Here is a 19,313-nt window from a genome sequence, read left to right on the forward strand (position 1 = left end):
AAAATAAAAAAATAAAATAGAATTATGCAATATGGAATTTTAGATTTCGGAACAATTCGAAGTAATTCTAATGCCATTTCAACTATTCATGAAACTATCGAGATGGTACAACTAGCAGAAGAAAATGGTTTTTCAAGATATTGGTTGAGTGAGCACCACGAAGATAATTTGGCATGGAAAAATCCAGATTTAATTTTGCCTTTGTTGGCAGGCTATACAGAAAATATAAGAATTGGTGCTGCTGGTGTGCTAGTTGGTTTGCATGCACCCATGACCACAGCCTATCACTACAAACTACTCGCTAATCTCTATCCTTCTCGCATTGATTTGGGTTTGGCAAAAGGAAAAACTGAACTGCATAAAATTCTAGAACTTGTTGATGGTGGTGACTGGAAAAAAAACATGGAGGATTTTTTTAATAGAGTTAAAAAAATTAAAAGCTTTATTAATGATGAGGTTCATGACATTATCTTGCCTCCTAAACAAGGTGAATCTCCAGAAATATGGATTTTAGGGACAAGCAATTCAAGTAAAGAGTTTGTAATTCAAGAGCAAACAAATTTTTCTCTGTCTTTGTTTCATACTATTACCGAATTGCCTTCTCCTCAAATTATTAATGAGTTAAAAGAAGCCTATTTTGAAAAGCACAAGAAAGAAGTTGTTGTCAATATAACACTAAGTGCATTTTGTAGTCAAGATGAAAAAAGAGTGCTAGAGATTCAAGAAAGAACCAATAACATTAGTATTAATTTTTCTGGTAAACCCGAAGATTTAAAACCTTATTTAGAGGAACAAGCCAATAAATATAAGGTTAACGAAATCATTATCCTTAATTTAGGAGAAACATTAGAAGAAAAACAACTATTAATGAAAGTTTTGAAAAACACTGTAACCGCATAGAACTCAATTTTAAACAAATTGCAAATGAAATACCTTTCGAAATTTATTTTTAGAACCCCATTATATCCTTTTTTGAAAAGTACAACAGATGCTTTATTTTCGGAAGCAATCTATATTACTTCACCTTCATTAAGAAGAGAATATGAAAAGTATTTGGAAGGAAAAATAACGAGTCAAAAAGAAATTAAAAAATTAGAAATTGCCTATTATAAGTATCTTAGTAGAGCAAGTTCTAGATGTACTCCCTTTGGCTTATTTGCAGGACTTGGTACTGGTGAATTTGCGAATGTTAATGAGATCATAGTTAATGAGAACCTGGATAATAAAATTAAAAGAAGAACGCGGCCAGATATGAATGTAATTTGCATGCTGGCAAAAGAACTTGAAAGCAAAGATTTTATTCAACCTTATGTAAAGTATTATCCAAATAATAGTATCTACCAAATAGATTCATTTTATCGTTATGTTGAGTATTATTATAGTGCAGGAAGAAGAGTGCACAAAATTAGTAAAGTAGATTTCTCAGAATATTTAGAGAGTATCCTTGAAAATGCAATAGAAGGGAAGACAGCAACCGATTTGGTAAATGGTTTAGTAAATTTAGGAATAGAAGAGGAAGACGCACAGCCTTTTATAAAACAATTAATTTCATACCAACTTTTGGTAAGTGATTTTGAACCTAGTGTTACAGGTAAAGAGTTTTATGATGTGATACTTGATAAATTAAGCGAAATACAAACCCAACACCCTTCAAAAGAATTAGAAAGTACAATTCAGTTACTTCTAGAAATTAAAGAAGATTTAAACAAGATCGATGATAATGTTATTAACAAAGAGCAAGCCTATGAAGCTTTGCACCATAAAATAAAAACGTTTCTAAAAGACATTCCAGAAACCAATCTTTTTCAAACCGATTTATATTATAGAACAGAAACAGCAAAGTTAAGCACTACCATTCAAGAAACGATTACAGAGGTTATTGGTTTTTTAAATAAAATTACACCAAACTATAGCAATGCCAATCTAGAAAATTTCAAGAAAAATTATTTAGAACGCTATGAAGATGCAGAAATGCCATTATTGCAAGTATTAGATGTTGAAAATGGATTGGGTTATCCGAATAAAGATACCGTTGGAGTGAACTATTTGATTGATGAAATGGTTATTGGCAATAACCAACAAGATTATGAAATTAAATGGACATTATTACAAAAGAGGTTATTTGAGCTTCTTATTAATTCTTATAAAGATGAAGCAAAGTGCATTACAATATCTGAAGATGATTTCAAAGATGTTGATTATACCAATACAAATTTGCCACATTCATTTGCAATCAAATTTAATGTGTTAAACGCTGAAACAGAAAAAATACAATTAGATGCCATTGCGGGAGCTACTGCCAATTTACTTATTGGGCGTTTTGGACATGGTAATGCAGCTATTGCCGAAATAATAAATACTATTACAGAACATGAAGAATTGCAAGCTAATGATAGTATATTAGCAGAAATTGTGCACTTGCCTGAAAGTAGGATAGGTAATATTCTTTCTCGACCAGAAATGAGAAACTATGAAATGGCTTATTTAGCTAAATCAAACAAAGAGAATCAATTTCAAATTAAAATATCCGATTTGTATGTTTCTGTTAGAAACGGGAATATTATACTTCGCAGTAAAACACTGAACAAACAGATTATTCCAAGATTAGGTAATGCGCATAATTTTAGCTTCAATTCGCTACCTGTTTATCATTTTCTGTGTGATTTGCAATTGCAATTTTATAAAAAACCTTCTCTATATTTTAGTTGGGGGGCTTTAGCGTCTCATTTTAATTTTTTACCCCGTGTAGAATATAAAAATGTAGTTTTAAAAGCGGCAACTTGGCAATTGAATAAAACCGATTTTGAAGGCTTATTAAAAGACAATAATAAGGAGAAAACAATAAAAGCGTTTCATGATTTTAAAGATAAATTTGAATTGCCCAACTTATTTTTATTAGTGGACGGAGATAATGAATTATTAATTAATTCGGAAGAAGAAATAGCTGTTTTGTCTTTTATAGATACAATTAAAAAAAGAAATTCTATTCATTTAGAAGAATTCCTATTCGATGTTAAACAGCCATTAATTAAGGATTCAGCGGGTAATGGTTTCACAAATGAATGTGTTGCTATCTTGTTGAACGACTCGACGAAGTTTCCGAAAATTAATTTTGATAACGAAAATGATATACTAATTTCTCGACAATTTTTACCGGGTAGTGAATGGCTCTATTTTAAGATTTATTGTGGTGTAAAGACATCAGATTATATTTTAACAGAAATTATATTACCTGTTATTGAGAACTTCATAGAAAAAGGTACAATTAAGAAATGGTTCTATTTGCGCTATGTGGATACGGATTATCATTTGAGGTTTAGATTGCATTTAACCAATGCTAATGAGTTTGATGGTGTAATGAATGAAATTAACACAGCTTTGTCTTCCTTGCATGATAACGGATTAATAGCAAAGGTTCAGTTAGATACCTATAATAGAGAAATTGAACGTTATGGTGCCGATAAAATAGAAGCTACAGAAGAGTTGTTTTTTATTGATAGTATGTTTTGTGCTAATTTTATCAATTATTTGGATCCAGAAATAGGCATTACAATAAAATGGCAAATTGCTTTGAGAGGTACAGATCAATATTTAGATGACTTTGGATTAGATTTAGAACAAAAAGCTGCTTTTACAGAAAAAGTAGCAGAAAATTTTTTCTTTGAAAACAAAGGAGACACATTTCTTCGAAAACAATTGAATGATAAGTACAGAAAGATGAGAAGTGAAGTTGAAGATTTAATGTTACTAGAAAAAGATGCAGAAAGAGAAATTGCTCCTTTATTAGCATTATTATCTGAAAGGAGTAGTGCAAATAAAACGATAATTGCAACTTTAAATGTTCAATATGAAGATAAAGAATTTCATAATTTAGTATTCAGTTATATTCACATGATGCACAATAGAATTTTTAATGCGAGGCAAAGACATAATGAATTTATAATCTATGAATTACTTTCTAGACATTATAAATCATTCATTGCTCGAAAAAAATATGAAAAAATTCCTGTATAGCTTATAAAAGACTAATTGTAAAAATTAAATTAGACAGAATGGATTTCTAAAAAGTTATAAATTAACGTTTATTTGGTTACTTTTGTAAAGGTGAACATTGTCAACACTATTTGATTTTTCCCTTTGGTCGAAAATGAGATGATTGTTGGTTTTTACAACAGTTTCGTTTTTAAATGGCAGTCAAAACTGTATTTTTTTGACACGAATTGTTCAGATTGAATTATGATAATTCGGCACATTCACAATTAAATAAATACTTGCTTATCAGTTATTTAATTTGTATTTTAGAAGAAATAAACCCCGAGAATGCTCAAAAAGAGTCAAAAACGGGGTTTTCTTTTAAATATGTATGTCAAAAATAATACGAATAAGTGAATTTCAGCACAAATTGCCTTTAAATATTATCAATGAAGATTTTAATGTTTTTTATGAGCAATTTCTAAAGTCTGATTTAGGTAAAATTCATCTAGCTACACCTTTTTCAGAACTTTCTCAAAGTTTTAAATTGAAAGCGTGCAAAAAAGGTCCAGATTGCATTTTTAGTACTAAAGGTAAGATTGCCTTGATGATGCTAAAAAACTATTATGGTTGTTCTGATGCTAAACTAATCGAGTTGTTAAACGGAAATGTTTACATGCAATACTTTTGTGATATTGTATTACCTCTAGATTCCCCGCTTACAAATTTTAAAATAGTTAGCCAAATAAGAATGGAATTAGCCAAAAAATTAGATGTTCGAAAAGTTCAAGAAACATTAGCTAAAAGCTGGCTACCTTATATGAATGATTTAGACAAAGTCTTGATAGATGCCACTTGTTATGAGAGTGAGTTGCGTTTTCCTACCAATGAGAAACTACTTTGGGAATGTATTGTGTGGAATTATAATCAAATGAAATCATTATGTGGCATTTTAAAAATAAAACTTCCAAGAACCAAATATATTGATTGGTGTAAACGCTACAATGAGTATTCTAGAAAAAGAAAAAAAACAGCAAAGCAACGAACAAAAATGACTCGTGGTCTTCTGAAATTATTATATAAACTTAATGGAGAATTGAGTAAAATTGAAAATCAATATTCCTTTGAGCCAACCACAAAATACAGCAAACAACGCAGAATAATCCGTCTTATTTACCAACAACAATCAAAAATTTTTGCAACAGGAAAAAGCGTTCCCGATAGAATTGTTAGCATAAATAAAAGTTATATTCGCCCAATTGTGCGTGGTAAAGAAGTAAAACAAGTAGAATTTGGAGCAAAAGTAAATAAAATTCAAATTGATGGAATCAATTTTATAGAACATATAGAATACCGTGCCTTTAACGAAGGAACTCGATTTCAAAACAGTATATTTTGCGCACAAAATCTAACTAAAACTAAAGTAAGAATTACTGGAGCTGATGCTATTTATGCCACAAATAAAAACAGAACTTTTTCGTCCACAAATAACATACAAACAGACTTTGTTAGAAAAGGAAAAGCTGGAAAACACGAAGAGCATAGAAAGAAGCTAGCCTCAGAAATTAAAAAAGAAAGAGCTACTCGATTAGAAGGTAGTTTTGGCAAAGAAAAAGAGCACTATAATTTACGAAAGATAAAAGCTAGAACCAAGAAAAGTGAAATGCTTTGGATTTTTTTCGGAATACATACAGCTAATGCTAAAGAAATAGGAAGAAGAATTTACAAAAATCAAACACAACTAGCAGCGTAAAGTATTCAAAAAAATACTTTATAGGAAAAGTGCGTCTTGTTGAGAAATATCAAATTTAAAAATCATAAAAACATATAATTTTTACTACAAAATAAAAAACCTCAATTATATTAATATGAATTGAGGTTTTTATTTAAAGTATTTTTCAAAAAATCTTGTTACTTCTGAATTTGCCTAATTCGAGTAATTCGTGTCAAAGTTTTAGATGCTGTAAGGGTTATCACTATAAGGAGATAGTTTTAAACTAAATTTGAAAACCAATAAATTTATCAATTAGTAATTGTGTCGCTCGTTGGAGGAGTTGCAACAGGTTTTCTAATGATAGGCTTCACAACTTTTTTCTTAATAGGAATAAGAACTTCTGTAACAAATTGAGAAGGTTTGATTTTATTATTTGTAACTCTACTAGTTTTATAGGATTCAATCAATACTTTTGTTTCATCTTTATCAAACTCGGCTTTTTCTTCATTTTCAAAATAATCAAGTGCTTTTTTCCAAGCGTGTTTTCTGTTTTTATAATCGCCCTTCAATGTGGCTTTAACAGCTTGAAATTCTTCCATTAATCCACCTGTAATATCACTAAGAGGTGTTGTTAAAATTTCTTCATCTATAGGCACGCAAACAGCGTACACAACATAGCCTTTTGTTTCGTTCCAATTAGTAAATGATATGAACGAATCTCCATTTCTTTGAATTCCGTTGTCTTCAACGAAAGTATTTATATTTTTTAATAAACCTTCCGATTTTTGTTGAAACACGGCAATAGCACAAGAATCTTTTTGTTGAATAAAGAATGTTTCTTTTTTAGTAACCAATCCATCAAGAGAAACACTAAAGTTGTTAACTTCGTTCACCAAAAAGTCATCTATATTTTTTAATCCTTTTTTTAAATATTCAGAAATAGTCGAATTGTTTTTTCCTTTCAAAAGAGCCATGACTTTTTCTTTAAAACTCAGATTACCTTTAATTCCCCATGTAATTGTGGTTCCGTTTTTCTCTTCTTTAAATGTCCAAATTGTTTTGTATTCTTCCCCATCTATATTTTCAATTTGAGAAATGGAGTCTTGGTTATAGACTTTCGTTATTGCTATGTTATTTTTTTTCCATTTTATAAAAGCTCCTTCTCCAATAGTAGTCTCAGAATAGCTATATTTTTCGTTATCTTGATTGCTTAAATTAGGATGCCAATCTACTAGATTTTTAGTATCATTGATAAAATCAAATAATTTTGATTTAGGATATTGAATGGTCTTTTCTTGAACGATACTAAACTCGCTTGGTTGCGTGGCAATGAAGACAGTAAAAGCTATGGATAGTAATAATATTAGAAGTAAAATATATTTAGCAATTCTCATTTTTTGAGGGGTAAGATGTTTATCAAATATAAAAAATTATTCTTTTAAATAGATTTTTATTACAAATAATAATCCGATAAACAGCAAAAAACCAAATAAAATCCAGTAGATACCTTTATATTGAAGTTTTAGCTCTTTTAAATCTTTTTTATATACATAGATCATTATAAAAACAAATGCAATTACAAAGAAAATTGCAAAATACCATTGGCCTGTTGAAAACATGATTATTTTTTTTACAAAAGTATGAAATGTAGCACTCAATTAGATATATTTACTGTTATAAAATGAATTAAAATTTAATTTTTTTGAGTTAAAAGTAATTTTAAAAGAATAAAAATGAAAAAACAGTTAGAAGCAGTCGCATTATTCCACAATACTTATGGTTTAGGAGTTAGTAAAGAATTGAAAGCAGATTTAGGAGAACAGAAAAATGCTTTGCGTTTTGAATTAATGAAAGAGGAAAATGAAGAATATTTAGAAGCTCTTCAAAAGAATGATATTGTTGAAATTGCAGATGCTTTAGGCGATATGTTGTATATTTTATGTGGAACAATTTTAGAACACGGACTTCAAGATAAAATTGAAGCTGTTTTCGATGAGATTCAAAGAAGTAATATGAGTAAATTGGGAGAAGATGGCCAACCTATTTATAGAGAAGATGGAAAGGTAATGAAGGGTCCTAATTATTTTAAACCAAATTTTGAAGCTATACTAAAGTAATTTATAAATAGGCTATCCGAAAAGTTTCGAATAGCCTATTTTTAGTGCAATTTATTTTGCGATATAATTACCAGGAATAAACCTTAGTGTTTTAACAATTCTATTCCATGAATTTATTTGCGCAACAACAAGTATCAAGTTGCAAATTGCTTCTTCATCATAGAAAAAGGTTAAAGATTTATACATAGCAGCTGTAATTTCACTTTGGTTGATAGTTGTTAATGATTCAGCAAATAGAAGTGTTACTTTTTCTTTTTCAGTAAAAAAGGGAGTTTCTTGCCAAACACTCAAAGTTGATAATCGTAACTCAGTTTCACCAGAATGTTTCAATTCTTTATAGTGCATATCGATACAATAAGCACATTTATTAATTTGTGAAACACGCAATCGAATAAGCTCTAAAAGGTTGAATTCTAGAGATGTTTCTTTAATGTAATTTTCGGTTTTCATTAAGCTTTCTACCATTCCTTTTGGTATTCTTTCAAATGCAATTCGTTCCATAATTTGTGTTTTTTAAAATTATAGTACAAATCTAGGCTCGCGTTTTTTCTTAGAAATTAAGATATCTTAAGAAATAAAAAAAACTACTTCTTTCTAATTTCACTAAGGTATTCGGGAGTAATTTCTAAATAGGATGCAATCATAAATAAAGGAACTCTTTGCGCGAAATCTGGATAATTCTCGACTAAATTTGAGTAACGTTCTTTACTTTTTAGTTTAGAATGAAAATCATTTTTTTTCTGAATTGCAATAATCATATTTTGATTAATTATACGGAATAATCGTTCTAGTTTTGGAATTGCAATATATAGTTCTTCAAGATTTTCGTTATTTATCATTAGTATTTTAGAGTCTTCTATACATTGAATAAATAAATCTGAGGGTGTTTCTTTTATGAAGCTTTCCATATTCGTGAACCACCAATTTTCAATAGCAAATTGAGTAATTTTTTCATTTCCCTTTTTATCAATATAAAAGGAGCGAACAAGACCTTCAAGAATGAAATATTGATGCTTACAAATGTTACCTTCTTGAAGTATAAAATCTTTCTTTTGGTAAGTTTTGTATTCGCATTTGGATAAAAAAGTTTGGATTTCTTTATCTTCAAATGAAACATATCTATTGAAATATTCTTTTAGATGTTGTTCCATTTGAAGTAAAGTTTTAAACCTTAATTTAGGTTGTTATTATATTTTTACTGTCCAACCAAAAGTGTCTTCAGCATTTTTGTATTGAATAGCTGTTAATTTCTTTTTCAAATCTAAAGCAATTGAGTTCTCTATTTTTGGTAATTCAAAATATTCTTCTTTATAAGAAAAGCCAATAATTGGGTTAATTACCGCTGCTGTTCCTGCCCCAAAAATTTCCTTTAAACTTCCGTTTTTAGCAGCTTCAACTAATTCTTCTACTAAAACAGGACGAATAGCTACATCAATGTTTTCTCTTTTAGCCAAATCAATAATACTTTTTCTAGTGATTCCATCAAGGATTCTTTCACTAGTAGGCGCAGTGTGTAACGTATCATTAATTCTAAAGAAAACATTCATTGTTCCAGCTTCTTCTAATTTTGTATGCGTTGCATCGTCTGTCCAAATAATTTGTTGGAAGCCTTGCTCATTGGCTAGTTTTGTTGGGTAAAACTGTGCAGAATAATTTCCAGCTGCTTTTGCAGCACCAATTCCACCGTTTGCAGCTCTACTAAAATGTTCTGCAATTATTACTTTCACCTCACCAGAATAGTAGGATTTTGCCGGAGATAAAATAATCATAAATCTATAGAATACAGCAGGAGCGGCAACAACACCTTTTCCTGTTGCAATCATAAATGGTCTAATATATAGTGCGTTTCCTTCTCCTTTTTTAACCCAATCTTTTTCAATTTCTAGTAAACGTTTAAGTCCACCCATGAAAACCTCTTCTGGCACTTCTGGCATAGCCATTCGAGTTGCACTTTTATTAAAGCGTTCAAAATTTTGCTCTGGTCTAAATAACCAAACATCATCTTGATTGTCTTTGTATGCTTTCATACCTTCAAAAATAGCTTGTCCATAGTGAAAAACTTTTGCGGAAGGGTCTATCATAAAAGGGGCATAAGGCTCAATAGAAGGTTTTTTCCAAACACCATTTTCATAATCACAAACTAACATATGATCGGTAAAAGTGTTTCCAAAAGAAAGGTTATCGAAATCTACTTCATTAATTTTTGAAGTTGGAGACAAAGTAATGTCAACGTTTTCTAAGTTTTTAATTTCCATTTTTAGTTGTGTAATGTGAATATTAACCTAAGAAGAGTAACTCTTATTAAATTCAGTGCAAATTTAGTAAAAAAGGAATCTTTTTCAAGAAGGATTTGGAAAAATTAAATCTATATTGTTAACAATTTTGTAGCATTTTTAAACAAAATATTTATTTTTGTGAATAATCAGTTTAAAATGATAAAAAACATGAAAAAAATAATTTGTTTTGGTGCTTTTGCTTTATTAACAATGAGCTGCCAAGAAAAAAAAGAAGCCTCTGTAGTAGAAGAAGTTGCAGAAAATAAGGTTGAGTATGCTACTTTCGGAAATTCTATAACCGCTGATGGAGCAATTTCTAAAGAAGAATTACTCGACAAATATAAAACGATGAAAGAAGGAGATACAATTCAGGTAAAATTTACTTCAAATATTGAAGATGTTTGTCAAAAGAAAGGCTGTTGGATGAAAATAGATTTAGCAAATGAAGAAAAAGCATTTGTAAAATTTAAAGATTATGCTTTTTTCGTTCCTATGAACGCTAAAGATAAAGAAGCAGTTGTTAATGGTAAAGCATTTGTTAGTATTGAATCTGTAGAGGATTTGAAGCATTATGCAAAAGATGCAGGAAAATCGCAAGAAGCAATTGATAGCATTGTTGCACCAAAAGTGACTTATTCTTTTATGGCAGATGGTGTTTTAATCGCTAAATAATGAAAAAAGGTATAATATTATTGGTTTTATTCGGGTTAAGCGCTTGTAACTCTATAACAAGTGACCAAAAAGAATGTACATCTGAAACGAAAGATAAGAAAGAAGGTTTTGAAATGTATGAAATGTCCGAAATGGCAGCATTAATGGAACAAATGTATGTTGATAACCAAAGATTGAAAGATCGAATTATTAATGGAGATACTATTGGAGCATTTCCTCAACATTTTACAAGAATACACAGTGCTGTTTTAACAGATGAAACAGATAAGGATGCTTTCTTTGAGGAGCAAGCAAAGAAATTTATAGAAGCTCAAGAATTGATTTATAAAGATCCTGAAAATGCAAAAGCACATTTTAATAATGGTATTGACGCTTGCATTCAATGCCATCAAGTAAAGTGTGGTGGACCGATACCGAAAATTAAAAAATTATATATAAAGTAGATTAAAAAGTTTAAGATTTGTTCTTAAACTTTTTTCTTTGTATCAAATAATAAAAGTAGTGAAAAGAGAGATAATCATAACAAAAGACGGTTCAACAACAATTCATCTTCCAGATTGGAATGAAACATACCATTCAAAATTTGGTGCCATCCAAGAAGCGAAGCATGTTTTCATTAAATGCGGTTTAGATCTTGTTCAAACGGATTCTATTTCAATTTTAGAAGTAGGATTTGGAACAGGTTTGAATGCTTTTATTACTTTGTTAGAGGCAGAAAAGAGAAAGCAATATATTAATTATGTTGGAATAGAAGCATATCCTATTGAGAATAATGAAATAGGAAATTTAAATTATGCAACTTCTCTAAATGTTGAAGACAAGCAAGATTTCTTTGTATTGCTACATGAAGTGTCTTGGGAGCAAAAAAATAAAGTCACTGACTATTTTTTATTAGAAAAGAGAAAGCAATTTTTTAATGACATTAAAGACGTTAACGCTTATCATCTAATTTATTTTGATGCTTTTGGTTTTGATGTTCAACCAGAATTATGGGGAACAGAAATTTTTAAGATTATGTATGATGCTCTGCTAGAAGGTGGGATTTTGGTAACTTATGCTTGTAGAAGTGTGATTAAGAAAGCAATGATGGAAGTTGGTTTTACTGTTGAAAAGCTACCTGGTGCTCCTGGAAAACGAGAAATGTTGAGAGCGATTAAAAAATAGATTTACTTTTTATTAATACTAGATTCATCTGTACTTAATGCTATGTATTTAGTTTTGCTAACGAAAAAAAAGAAAGTTAGGAACTTAATTTTAGCATTTTTTTCACATTTTGAACTAGAGAGGTTTAAAATAAAGTGCTATATTTACAATAAGTTCTTACCCTAGTCTAATCAAAAATTTAATAAATTGTATGTCTAGATCTATGTATTCCTATTCAAAATCTATACTTGAAAGAGTGAGTTTTGATCCATTACTTTTCTGTAAGGAATTAGAAAAAGCAATCAAAGTGTTGTTACCTTATGAAATTGACCAACTTATGACTTGGTTATTAAAATATACAGAAGAAAAACCAGAATTAAAACAATGTTTAATCCATATTAACCAATAAAAAAATAGAGGAGCTTTTGCTCCTCTATTTTTTTAGTTTAGGACTAATAATTTCTACATCATGAAAAGCTATTGCTCCTCTAACAATGCTTGATATAGAGTCTCTTAATGCATTGATAATATGTATTTTTAATTCATTTTTTGGAAAAATTAGACTTACTTCTCTTGCTGGTTTTGGATTAACAAATGGTCGTAGTTTTGTTTTGTTTTTTTCATTCAAATCAAGTGTGTGCAAATATGGAAGTAGTGTAGTTCCTAGACCTTCATCGGCTAATTTAATAAGTGTTTCAAAACTCCCACTTTCCAATTGAAAATGATTTTCGGTTAAGTATTTATTATTCTTACACAAATTTAAAATACCATTTCTAAAACAATGGCCATCTTGTAATAATAAGATATTATCTAAATCTAAATCATTAATTTCAATCTCTTTTTTCTCAAAACTAGAATGATTTTCTGGAACATAGGCAACAAAAGGTTCGTAATAAAGAACGATTTCCTTAATTGTTTCTTCTTCTAAGGGAGTAGCGGCAATGGCACAGTCTAGGTGTCCATTTTTTAGTTTATTAATTATTTCTTCCGTTGTGTTTTCTTCAATAACAAGGTTAACTTTTGGATATTTTGAAATAAAATTATTTAGAAACATAGGAAGCAAAGTAGGCATAATTGTAGGTATTATTCCTACTTTAAATTCTCCTCCAATATATCCTTTTTGTTGATCTACAATATCTTTAATACGTCCTGCCTCATTAACGATGTTTTTTGCCTGATTTACAATTTTTTCTCCAATTTCTGTTAATAAAATTGGTTTTTTACTTCTGTCAAAAATTAAAATATCAAGTTCATCTTCTAATTTTTGAATTTGCATACTCAATGTGGGCTGAGTTACAAAACATTTTTCTGCTGCTAATGTGAAGTTTTTATGCTCTGCAACTGCTAAAACATAATATAGTTGGGTTATAGTCATTCTATCAATATTTTTGATAAAAATATAAAAACTATCAATTTGATTTATATAGTTTGTCGTTTTTTTTTCTTTAAATTTGAAATTAATAAAAACAATAAGAAAAAAAATATGAAAATCAATGCTTTAGGATTACCAGAAGAAGAATCGAAAGTTTTAGTAAATGAATTAAATGTATTGTTGTCTAATTTTCAAGTGTACTACCAAAATTTAAGAGGTTTACATTGGAATATTAAGGGAAAGCGATTTTTTGATTTGCATGTTAAATTTGAAGAATTTTATAATGATTCTCAAATAAAAATCGATTTGATTGCAGAAAGAGTTTTGACATTAGGAGGAACACCTTTGCATACTTTCGAGGATTATATAAAAAATAGCAAGTTAGAAATTGGAAAAAATATTTCAAAGGATGTTGTTGCTGTTGAGTTGATTATAACATCTTTAGGGCATCTTTTACAAATTGAAAGGACAATTTTAAGCTTATCGAGTAAAATTGATGATGAAGGAACAAATGCTATGATGAGCGATTTTATCTCTGAGCAAGAAAAAACAATTTGGATGTTGAATGCTTGGATGGGAGAGGAAAATTAATTTTAGTTAAAATAGTTATAAATCAGTGTTTTGATTCGAAAAGCCATGCATTGCATGGTTTTTTTTGTTAATAATAGCAGTACACTTATAAAATAATTTTATATTTGTGATATGAAGATTTTATGTAAAACAGTTTTACTTCTCTTTTTCTTTTTTCTGTCTGCACCAACAATTATTTCTTTATATGATGATAGTGCAGATGTCTCTTCTTTTTTTAACTTATCTGAAGAAGAGGAAGAAGAAAATATAGCTGGTTTTAATGAAATAAAAGTGCTTCCTATTTTTCAAAGTTGTGTATTGTTTGATTTTGAAATGATTTTTAGAAAAAAACATTTTATAATTGATGATCAATATGTTGAAAGTCAAACTTTGATTATTTTTTCACCACCACCAGAATTAATTTAAAAAAGTATAAAATCATTTTTTTAAATTAAATCAAGTTTATTATGTTCAAATTTTTAAAGAACGATATTCCTGCGAGTATTGTTGTCTTTTTCGTGGCATTACCTTTATGTTTAGGTATTGCTCTAGCAAGTGATGCTCCACCCTTATCAGGGTTAATTGCAGGTATTATTGGAGGTATAGTAGTAGGATTTATTAGTAAATCTAAAATAGGAGTGAGTGGTCCAGCTGCTGGTTTGGCTGCTATTGTAGCAAGTGCTATAGGTACGCTAGGGAGTTTTGAATTATTTTTATCTGCTGTTGTTTTGGCAGGTGTTATTCAAATACTTTTTGGTATTGTACGGTTAGGTGTGATTGGTTATTTCTTTCCGAACAGTGTTATTAAAGGGATGTTAACTGGAATTGGAATTATTATTATTTTAAAACAAATACCACATCTTTTTGGGTACGATTTAGAAGAAGAAGGTGCAGATACTTTTTTCTGGGGTATTTCAGGAGAAAATACTTTTTCAGCTATCGCACATGTTTTAGACAATTTAACATTGGGGTCTATAATAATTGGTGTTATTGGTTTAGTAATTATTCTTTTTTGGGATAATATTTTAACTAAAAAGCATCAGTTCTTTAAGATAGTGCAAGGATCTTTGGTAGCTGTATTTATTGGTACAATTTTGCAGGTTCTTTTTAGTAATAATGAAGCCTTATCTATAGAAGGGAAGCATTTAGTTCAAGTTCCAGCACCAGATACCCTTTCTGGTTTTTTAGATCATTTAAAGTTTCCCGATTTTAGTCAGGTTTTTTCAACAGATGTTATTCTTATTGCATTTACATTAGCTCTGGTGGCTAGTTTAGAAACATTATTGAGTGTTGAAGCTACCGATAAGTTAGATCCTGAAAAAAATATTACGCCAACAAATAGAGAATTGTTTGCTCAAGGAATAGGAAACATTTTTTCTGGATTGATTGGAGGTTTACCTATTACACAAGTTATTGTTAGAAGTTCTGCAAATGTTCAGTCGAATGCTAAAACAAAATTTTCAGCGATTCTGCATGGGTTTTTATTGCTTATTTCAGTTTTAGCTATTCCTGTCCTTCTAAATCATATTCCAAAATCGGTCTTAGCATCTATTTTAATTGTGGTTGGTTTTAAGCTCGCTAAGCCATCACTTTTTAAGAAAATGTTCGATTTAGGTTGGACGCAATTTGTGCCGTTTATTATAACGGTTATCTTTATTGTTTTTAAAGATCTTTTATGGGGTATCTTTATTGGATTGTTTATTGGGGTTATTGTTGTTTTGGTAAAGAGTTATCAGAACTCATTCTTTTTGCATAAAAATGAAAGTAAAGACTCTGAAGTGACAAGAATGACTTTTGCAGAAGAAATTACTTTTTTGAATAAAGCAACTATTCAGAGAGAGTTATTTTCACTTCCAGAGAATTCTCGTTTGGAGTTAGATATTCGTAAAACGACCTACTTGGATAACGATGTTATAGAGATATTAGAAGATTTTGTAGTGCAAGCAAAGAATAAAAACATTTTTGTTCATTTAAAGTCGGAAAGAGGAGATGTAGATAATCCTGAAAGTTATATAGAATTTTTTAAATTAAGAAAACAATCAAAATAAGCAAATAAATTATGAGTGATTTTTATAAGAAAATTATTGAGAATAATAAATTATGGGTAGAAGAGAAATTAAAAATTAGCCCAGATTATTTTAACAATTTAGCAGAAGGTCAACAACCACCGTTGTTATGGATTGGTTGTTCAGATAGTCGTGTTCCAGCGAATGAAATTATTGGTGCAGAACCAGGTGAGGTATTTGTGCATAGAAATATTGCGAATATGGTGGTTCATTCAGATATGAACATGTTAAGTGTATTAGATTATGCTGTAAATGCCTTAAAGGTAAAACATGTAATTGTTTGTGGACATTATGGTTGTGGAGGTGTTAAAGCAGCAATGGGTAATGATTCTATTGGAGTAATAGACAATTGGATTCGTCATATTAAAGACGTATATCGTTTTCATCAAGCCGAGTTGGATGGAATTGAAAATGAAAAAGATCGTTTTAATAGATTTGTAGAATTAAACGTAAAAGAACAAGTTTTTGATTTAGCAAAAACGTCTATTGTTCAAGCTGCATGGAAAAAAGGTCAAGAATTAAGTATTCACGGTTGGGTTTATGGTTTAAACTCAGGCTATGTTACAGATTTAGGAGTAAATTTTAGTTCGGATAAAGACTTGTCTGATGTGTATCAATTGAAGTTTTAGGGTAATAAAAAAAGAAAAGGAAATCTCAACGATTTCCTTTTCTTTTTTTATTTAGAATCTATACCTAGCACTAATAGCAATATCTGAACCGTAATCATCTTTAACTCTGTCAGAAAAATAAATTTCAGGTCTAAAATCTAAAGATAATTGTAAAGGAAAATCAAAAAGATATTCAATTCCAATATCTCCTGCAATAAAAGCATAAGTATAATTGTCTGAATATCTATCGCCGTTAATTTTATAGTTATAACTTCCATTTGCAAGTCCTCCACCGGCACCAGCATACCAATTAAATCCGCCTTCAATATTCCAAACCCATTGGTATAATCCTGTTAATTTCACAAAACGAGCATTGTTGTAGTAAGCATTATTTCTATTTCTCCACCCTAAGTCAAACTCAAGACGGTTTTTCTCAGAAAGTCCTCTTTGATACGATATTTCAGCTCCAAAACCATCACTGTCCCCAAGTCTTAGACCTAAGGCATTTTTAGATATATCTTGTGCTTGAGCATTAAATGCTAATCCTGTTAGGATAAAAATTGATAAAATTAATTTTTTCATTCTTCTTTTAAGTTTTAAGTGTTTATGCAAAATTAAATCATTAAACGATAGAATTATATATTTATTATAAATTGTTTTAAAAATAGATCTAATTAATTTATGAGATAGACATCTAAAAATTCATTTTGAGTTTGAGATTGGTTGTTCGGTATTGGAATTTGAGAAAGTATTTGCGCTGGTAAACTTGGGTTTAAGGTATAATGACTAAGTGTATTGGTATGAACTACACCAATGTTTTTTGCTACAAACTGTTCAGAAATTATTACATCTTGTTCTTGTAATATACTAACAGGAAACCCGTTTATATTTGAATCAATCTTAGCAGTTAAAATTATTTTGTTCGATTTTACATTACTGTAAGTATCGTTATTTGGAGATGTGTAGTTTGGAATTGAATTTCCAGCAATAGATTTTAGGGTGTAATAAATTGTTAATGGGTATCCATTTATTGTTTCTTGTATTGTACCTGTTTTTGTTGAAAGTGTTTGACCATTATTTGCGTCAGCATTAAAAATGATAAAATCATTCAGTTCTAAATCTAAATTAAAAGGAAGTGTTTGACCCGCATTTAAAGATAAATTCCCAGTTAGTAGTAAAGAATTCCCAATTACTCTAATTGCGTTGTTATTTAATGAACTAGAATAAAAACCAGTAGCAACATTGTTTTTTACTTTCATTTTTTTATAATTAAAAGTATTTATTAAAACATCATTGGCTACATATAATGAATCTCTAGAAGTTGTTCCACCTGTTTGAATATCATAGGTCCAATAATTTCCATTTGTTAATGGAATCTCGAAAACTGGAAATCCAGAATCTTCAGTAGTGTCATCATTAGAGCAAGAAAATAAGAATAAAATAAAACTCAGTAATAGGATATTTTTCATAATTTAAAATAGATTTTACGACCAATATAATAATAAATGTGTTAATATGGTATTTATATATTTAAAATAGTTCATTTTTTCACGTGTTTTAGAAGAATTGTTAAGTAATATTCTACAAAAGTTTATTATTATTGATTAAATTTGTTCCCAATTTTAGAGAATGTTTCATTATTCTCATTTAAGAACGAAACTTTTGAATTTTAATATTATTTTCAGGAGTATATAAAACTAAAATTTGAAATAAAGCGCTATGGCAGGAAATACATTTGGGACATTATTTAAACTTTCTACTTTTGGAGAATCTCATGGAGAAGCATTAGGAGGAATTATAGATGGTTGTCCAGCTGGAATTGAGTTAGATATTGAAGCTATTATTCAGGAAATGCAAAGAAGAAAACCTGGACAGTCATCAATAGTAACACAACGTAAAGAAGAAGATGAAGTTCAGTTTTTATCAGGAATTTTTGAAGGTAAAACTACAGGAACACCTATTGGATTTATAATTCCTAATACAAATCAAAAGTCTGATGATTATTCACATATAAAAGACACATATCGCCCAAGTCATGCAGATTATGTTTATGAAAAAAAATATGGGATTAGAGATTATAGAGGAGGAGGAAGAAGTTCTGCACGCGAAACAGCTAGTAGGGTAGTAGCAGGAGCTATTGCAAAACAGGTTATCCCAGATATTAAAATTAATGCCTATGTTTCTGCTGTTGGTGAAATTGCACTAGACAAAACATACCAGGAATTAGATTTTTCAAACATTGAAAAGAATGCTGTTCGCTGTCCTGATGAAGCAATGGCAGCTAGAATGGAAACACATATTAAAGAAATAAAAAAACAAGGTGATACAATTGGAGGTGTTGTTAGTTGTGTGATTCAAAATGTCCCAATTGGTTTGGGTGAACCCGTTTTTGATAAATTGCATGCTGAACTTGGTAAAGCAATGTTATCTATTAATGCGGTAAAAGGGTTTGAATATGGCAGTGGTTTTGAGGGTGCAAAAATGAAAGGGAGTGATCATAATGATTCTTTTAATAATGACGGAACAACAATGACTAATCTTTCAGGTGGGATTCAAGGAGGAATTAGTAATGGAATGGATATCTACTTTAAAGTTGCTTTTAAGCCAGTTGCAACACTTTTGCAAAAACAAGTAGTCCTTGATAATGAAGGTAAATTAATTGAGCAACATGGAAAAGGAAGGCATGATCCATGTGTTGTTCCAAGAGCTGTTCCTATAGTTGAAGCTATGGCAGCATTAGTCTTAGCGGATTTTTATTTGTTTTCGAAATTAAATTCTTAATAAAAAATGTTTTTTTACTGTT

Annotated in this window: 20 protein-coding genes; 13 read left to right on the forward strand and 7 right to left on the reverse strand. The window is 29.6% G+C overall.

Translation table 11 applies throughout. The features are described 5' to 3' along the window. Positions 1-24: 24 nt before the first annotated feature. From ACZ49Z_RS15845 to ACZ49Z_RS15855, 3 genes are all read left to right on the forward strand, one after another. Complete coding sequence (locus ACZ49Z_RS15845; protein ID WP_464305273.1) at positions 25-900, forward strand: LLM class flavin-dependent oxidoreductase; 876 nt, start codon at positions 25-27, stop codon at positions 898-900. A 24-nt stretch (positions 901-924) separates the two neighbouring features. Next, positions 925-4,014: a lantibiotic dehydratase gene (locus tag ACZ49Z_RS15850; protein WP_464305274.1), complete on the forward strand. Its 3,090-nt coding sequence runs from the start codon at positions 925-927 to the stop codon at positions 4,012-4,014. A gap of 349 nt (positions 4,015-4,363) precedes the next feature. After that, entirely contained in the window at positions 4,364-5,725 is a 1,362-nt protein-coding gene (locus tag ACZ49Z_RS15855; protein ID WP_464304430.1) for a transposase family protein, read from the forward strand. Between the two features lie 269 nt (positions 5,726-5,994). On the opposite strand, the gene ACZ49Z_RS15860 is transcribed toward ACZ49Z_RS15855, so the two are convergent. After that, a complete protein-coding gene (locus ACZ49Z_RS15860; RefSeq protein ID WP_464305275.1) occupies positions 5,995-7,080 on the reverse strand; it encodes an SRPBCC family protein in 1,086 nt (361 codons plus the stop codon). A 339-nt stretch (positions 7,081-7,419) separates the two neighbouring features. On the opposite strand from ACZ49Z_RS15860, the gene ACZ49Z_RS15865 reads away from it, so the two are divergent. Further along, positions 7,420-7,803, forward strand: coding sequence for a pyrophosphohydrolase domain-containing protein (locus ACZ49Z_RS15865; protein WP_464305276.1), 384 nt, complete (start codon positions 7,420-7,422; stop codon positions 7,801-7,803). 51 nt (positions 7,804-7,854) lie between these two features. Here ACZ49Z_RS15865 and ACZ49Z_RS15870 read toward each other — a convergent pair whose 3' ends face one another. The 3 genes from ACZ49Z_RS15870 to ACZ49Z_RS15880 all read right to left on the reverse strand — a co-directional run bounded on the left by ACZ49Z_RS15870 (position 7,855) and on the right by ACZ49Z_RS15880 (position 10,058). Beyond that, positions 7,855-8,304: a carboxymuconolactone decarboxylase family protein gene (locus ACZ49Z_RS15870; protein WP_464305277.1), complete on the reverse strand. Its 450-nt coding sequence runs from the start codon at positions 8,302-8,304 to the stop codon at positions 7,855-7,857. A gap of 83 nt (positions 8,305-8,387) precedes the next feature. Next, entirely contained in the window at positions 8,388-8,954 is a 567-nt protein-coding gene (locus ACZ49Z_RS15875; protein ID WP_464305278.1) for a Crp/Fnr family transcriptional regulator, read from the reverse strand. A gap of 36 nt (positions 8,955-8,990) precedes the next feature. Next, positions 8,991-10,058, reverse strand: a complete 1,068-nt coding sequence (locus ACZ49Z_RS15880) for a branched-chain amino acid aminotransferase (RefSeq protein ID WP_464305279.1) — start codon at positions 10,056-10,058, stop codon at positions 8,991-8,993. A 189-nt stretch (positions 10,059-10,247) separates the two neighbouring features. On the opposite strand from ACZ49Z_RS15880, the gene ACZ49Z_RS15885 reads away from it, so the two are divergent. The 4 genes from ACZ49Z_RS15885 to ACZ49Z_RS15900 all read left to right on the forward strand — a co-directional run bounded on the left by ACZ49Z_RS15885 (position 10,248) and on the right by ACZ49Z_RS15900 (position 12,303). Continuing rightward, complete coding sequence (locus ACZ49Z_RS15885; protein WP_464305280.1) at positions 10,248-10,751, forward strand: DUF4920 domain-containing protein; 504 nt, start codon at positions 10,248-10,250, stop codon at positions 10,749-10,751. Then, entirely contained in the window at positions 10,751-11,194 is a 444-nt protein-coding gene (locus tag ACZ49Z_RS15890) for a hypothetical protein (RefSeq protein WP_464305281.1), read from the forward strand. The genes ACZ49Z_RS15885 and ACZ49Z_RS15890 overlap by 1 nt, the downstream gene beginning before the upstream one ends. A gap of 58 nt (positions 11,195-11,252) precedes the next feature. Then, the gene (gene mnmC2, locus ACZ49Z_RS15895) at positions 11,253-11,915 is read left to right on the forward strand and encodes a tRNA (5-methylaminomethyl-2-thiouridine)(34)-methyltransferase MnmC2 (RefSeq protein ID WP_464308076.1); all 663 of its coding nucleotides are present in this window, start codon (positions 11,253-11,255) and stop codon (positions 11,913-11,915) included. 190 nt (positions 11,916-12,105) lie between these two features. After that, a complete protein-coding gene (locus ACZ49Z_RS15900; RefSeq protein WP_464305282.1) occupies positions 12,106-12,303 on the forward strand; it encodes a hypothetical protein in 198 nt (65 codons plus the stop codon). Between the two features lie 24 nt (positions 12,304-12,327). Here the strand turns inward: ACZ49Z_RS15900 and ACZ49Z_RS15905 are convergent, their stop codons facing one another. Further along, the gene (locus ACZ49Z_RS15905; RefSeq protein ID WP_464305283.1) at positions 12,328-13,269 is read right to left on the reverse strand and encodes a LysR substrate-binding domain-containing protein; all 942 of its coding nucleotides are present in this window, start codon (positions 13,267-13,269) and stop codon (positions 12,328-12,330) included. Between the two features lie 108 nt (positions 13,270-13,377). Between ACZ49Z_RS15905 and ACZ49Z_RS15910 the strand changes: the two genes are divergently transcribed. From ACZ49Z_RS15910 to can, 4 genes are all read left to right on the forward strand, one after another. Next, positions 13,378-13,857 (forward strand): Dps family protein, encoded by a 480-nt coding sequence (locus ACZ49Z_RS15910; protein WP_464305284.1) that lies wholly within the window; start codon positions 13,378-13,380, stop codon positions 13,855-13,857. Positions 13,858-13,968: 111 nt separating this feature from the next. Next, positions 13,969-14,262, forward strand: coding sequence for a hypothetical protein (locus tag ACZ49Z_RS15915; RefSeq protein ID WP_464305285.1), 294 nt, complete (start codon positions 13,969-13,971; stop codon positions 14,260-14,262). Between the two features lie 41 nt (positions 14,263-14,303). Next, on the forward strand, positions 14,304-15,884 hold the full coding sequence (locus tag ACZ49Z_RS15920) for a SulP family inorganic anion transporter (RefSeq protein WP_464305286.1): 1,581 nt from the start codon (positions 14,304-14,306) through the stop codon (positions 15,882-15,884). 11 nt (positions 15,885-15,895) lie between these two features. Then, entirely contained in the window at positions 15,896-16,531 is a 636-nt protein-coding gene (gene can / locus ACZ49Z_RS15925; protein WP_464305287.1) for a carbonate dehydratase, read from the forward strand. A gap of 51 nt (positions 16,532-16,582) precedes the next feature. Here the strand turns inward: can and ACZ49Z_RS15930 are convergent, their stop codons facing one another. Together ACZ49Z_RS15930 and ACZ49Z_RS15935 are read right to left on the reverse strand one after the other, a co-directional pair. Further along, positions 16,583-17,092: a hypothetical protein gene (locus ACZ49Z_RS15930; protein ID WP_464305288.1), complete on the reverse strand. Its 510-nt coding sequence runs from the start codon at positions 17,090-17,092 to the stop codon at positions 16,583-16,585. A 92-nt stretch (positions 17,093-17,184) separates the two neighbouring features. Beyond that, positions 17,185-17,979: a hypothetical protein gene (locus tag ACZ49Z_RS15935; RefSeq protein WP_464305289.1), complete on the reverse strand. Its 795-nt coding sequence runs from the start codon at positions 17,977-17,979 to the stop codon at positions 17,185-17,187. A gap of 250 nt (positions 17,980-18,229) precedes the next feature. Between ACZ49Z_RS15935 and aroC the strand changes: the two genes are divergently transcribed. After that, positions 18,230-19,291: a chorismate synthase gene (gene aroC, locus ACZ49Z_RS15940; RefSeq protein ID WP_464305290.1), complete on the forward strand. Its 1,062-nt coding sequence runs from the start codon at positions 18,230-18,232 to the stop codon at positions 19,289-19,291. Positions 19,292-19,313 lie beyond the last annotated feature (22 nt).

Source organism: Flavobacterium sp. KY-23415 (assembly GCF_055384985.1).

Bases quoted from the DNA above. Each gene is read 5' to 3' on its own strand.
- ACZ49Z_RS15875 (WP_464305278.1), bottom strand. From the start codon at position 8,954: ATGGAACAACATCTAAAAGAATATTTCAATAGATATGTTTCATTTGAA.
- ACZ49Z_RS15845 (WP_464305273.1), top strand. From the start codon at position 25: ATGCAATATGGAATTTTAGATTTCGGAACAATTCGAAGTAATTCTAAT.
- ACZ49Z_RS15930 (WP_464305288.1), bottom strand. From the start codon at position 17,092: ATGAAAAAATTAATTTTATCAATTTTTATCCTAACAGGATTAGCATTT.
- ACZ49Z_RS15905 (WP_464305283.1), bottom strand. From the start codon at position 13,269: ATGACTATAACCCAACTATATTATGTTTTAGCAGTTGCAGAGCATAAA.
- ACZ49Z_RS15920 (WP_464305286.1), top strand. From the start codon at position 14,304: ATGTTCAAATTTTTAAAGAACGATATTCCTGCGAGTATTGTTGTCTTT.
- ACZ49Z_RS15850 (WP_464305274.1), top strand. From the start codon at position 925: ATGAAATACCTTTCGAAATTTATTTTTAGAACCCCATTATATCCTTTT.
- ACZ49Z_RS15915 (WP_464305285.1), top strand. From the start codon at position 13,969: ATGAAGATTTTATGTAAAACAGTTTTACTTCTCTTTTTCTTTTTTCTG.
- ACZ49Z_RS15885 (WP_464305280.1), top strand. From the start codon at position 10,248: ATGAAAAAAATAATTTGTTTTGGTGCTTTTGCTTTATTAACAATGAGC.
- ACZ49Z_RS15855 (WP_464304430.1), top strand. From the start codon at position 4,364: ATGTCAAAAATAATACGAATAAGTGAATTTCAGCACAAATTGCCTTTA.
- ACZ49Z_RS15865 (WP_464305276.1), top strand. From the start codon at position 7,420: ATGAAAAAACAGTTAGAAGCAGTCGCATTATTCCACAATACTTATGGT.
- ACZ49Z_RS15880 (WP_464305279.1), bottom strand. From the start codon at position 10,058: ATGGAAATTAAAAACTTAGAAAACGTTGACATTACTTTGTCTCCAACT.
- ACZ49Z_RS15910 (WP_464305284.1), top strand. From the start codon at position 13,378: ATGAAAATCAATGCTTTAGGATTACCAGAAGAAGAATCGAAAGTTTTA.
- ACZ49Z_RS15860 (WP_464305275.1), bottom strand. From the start codon at position 7,080: ATGAGAATTGCTAAATATATTTTACTTCTAATATTATTACTATCCATA.
- ACZ49Z_RS15935 (WP_464305289.1), bottom strand. From the start codon at position 17,979: ATGAAAAATATCCTATTACTGAGTTTTATTTTATTCTTATTTTCTTGC.
- ACZ49Z_RS15900 (WP_464305282.1), top strand. From the start codon at position 12,106: ATGTCTAGATCTATGTATTCCTATTCAAAATCTATACTTGAAAGAGTG.
- ACZ49Z_RS15870 (WP_464305277.1), bottom strand. From the start codon at position 8,304: ATGGAACGAATTGCATTTGAAAGAATACCAAAAGGAATGGTAGAAAGC.
- ACZ49Z_RS15890 (WP_464305281.1), top strand. From the start codon at position 10,751: ATGAAAAAAGGTATAATATTATTGGTTTTATTCGGGTTAAGCGCTTGT.
- aroC (WP_464305290.1), top strand. From the start codon at position 18,230: ATGGCAGGAAATACATTTGGGACATTATTTAAACTTTCTACTTTTGGA.
- can (WP_464305287.1), top strand. From the start codon at position 15,896: ATGAGTGATTTTTATAAGAAAATTATTGAGAATAATAAATTATGGGTA.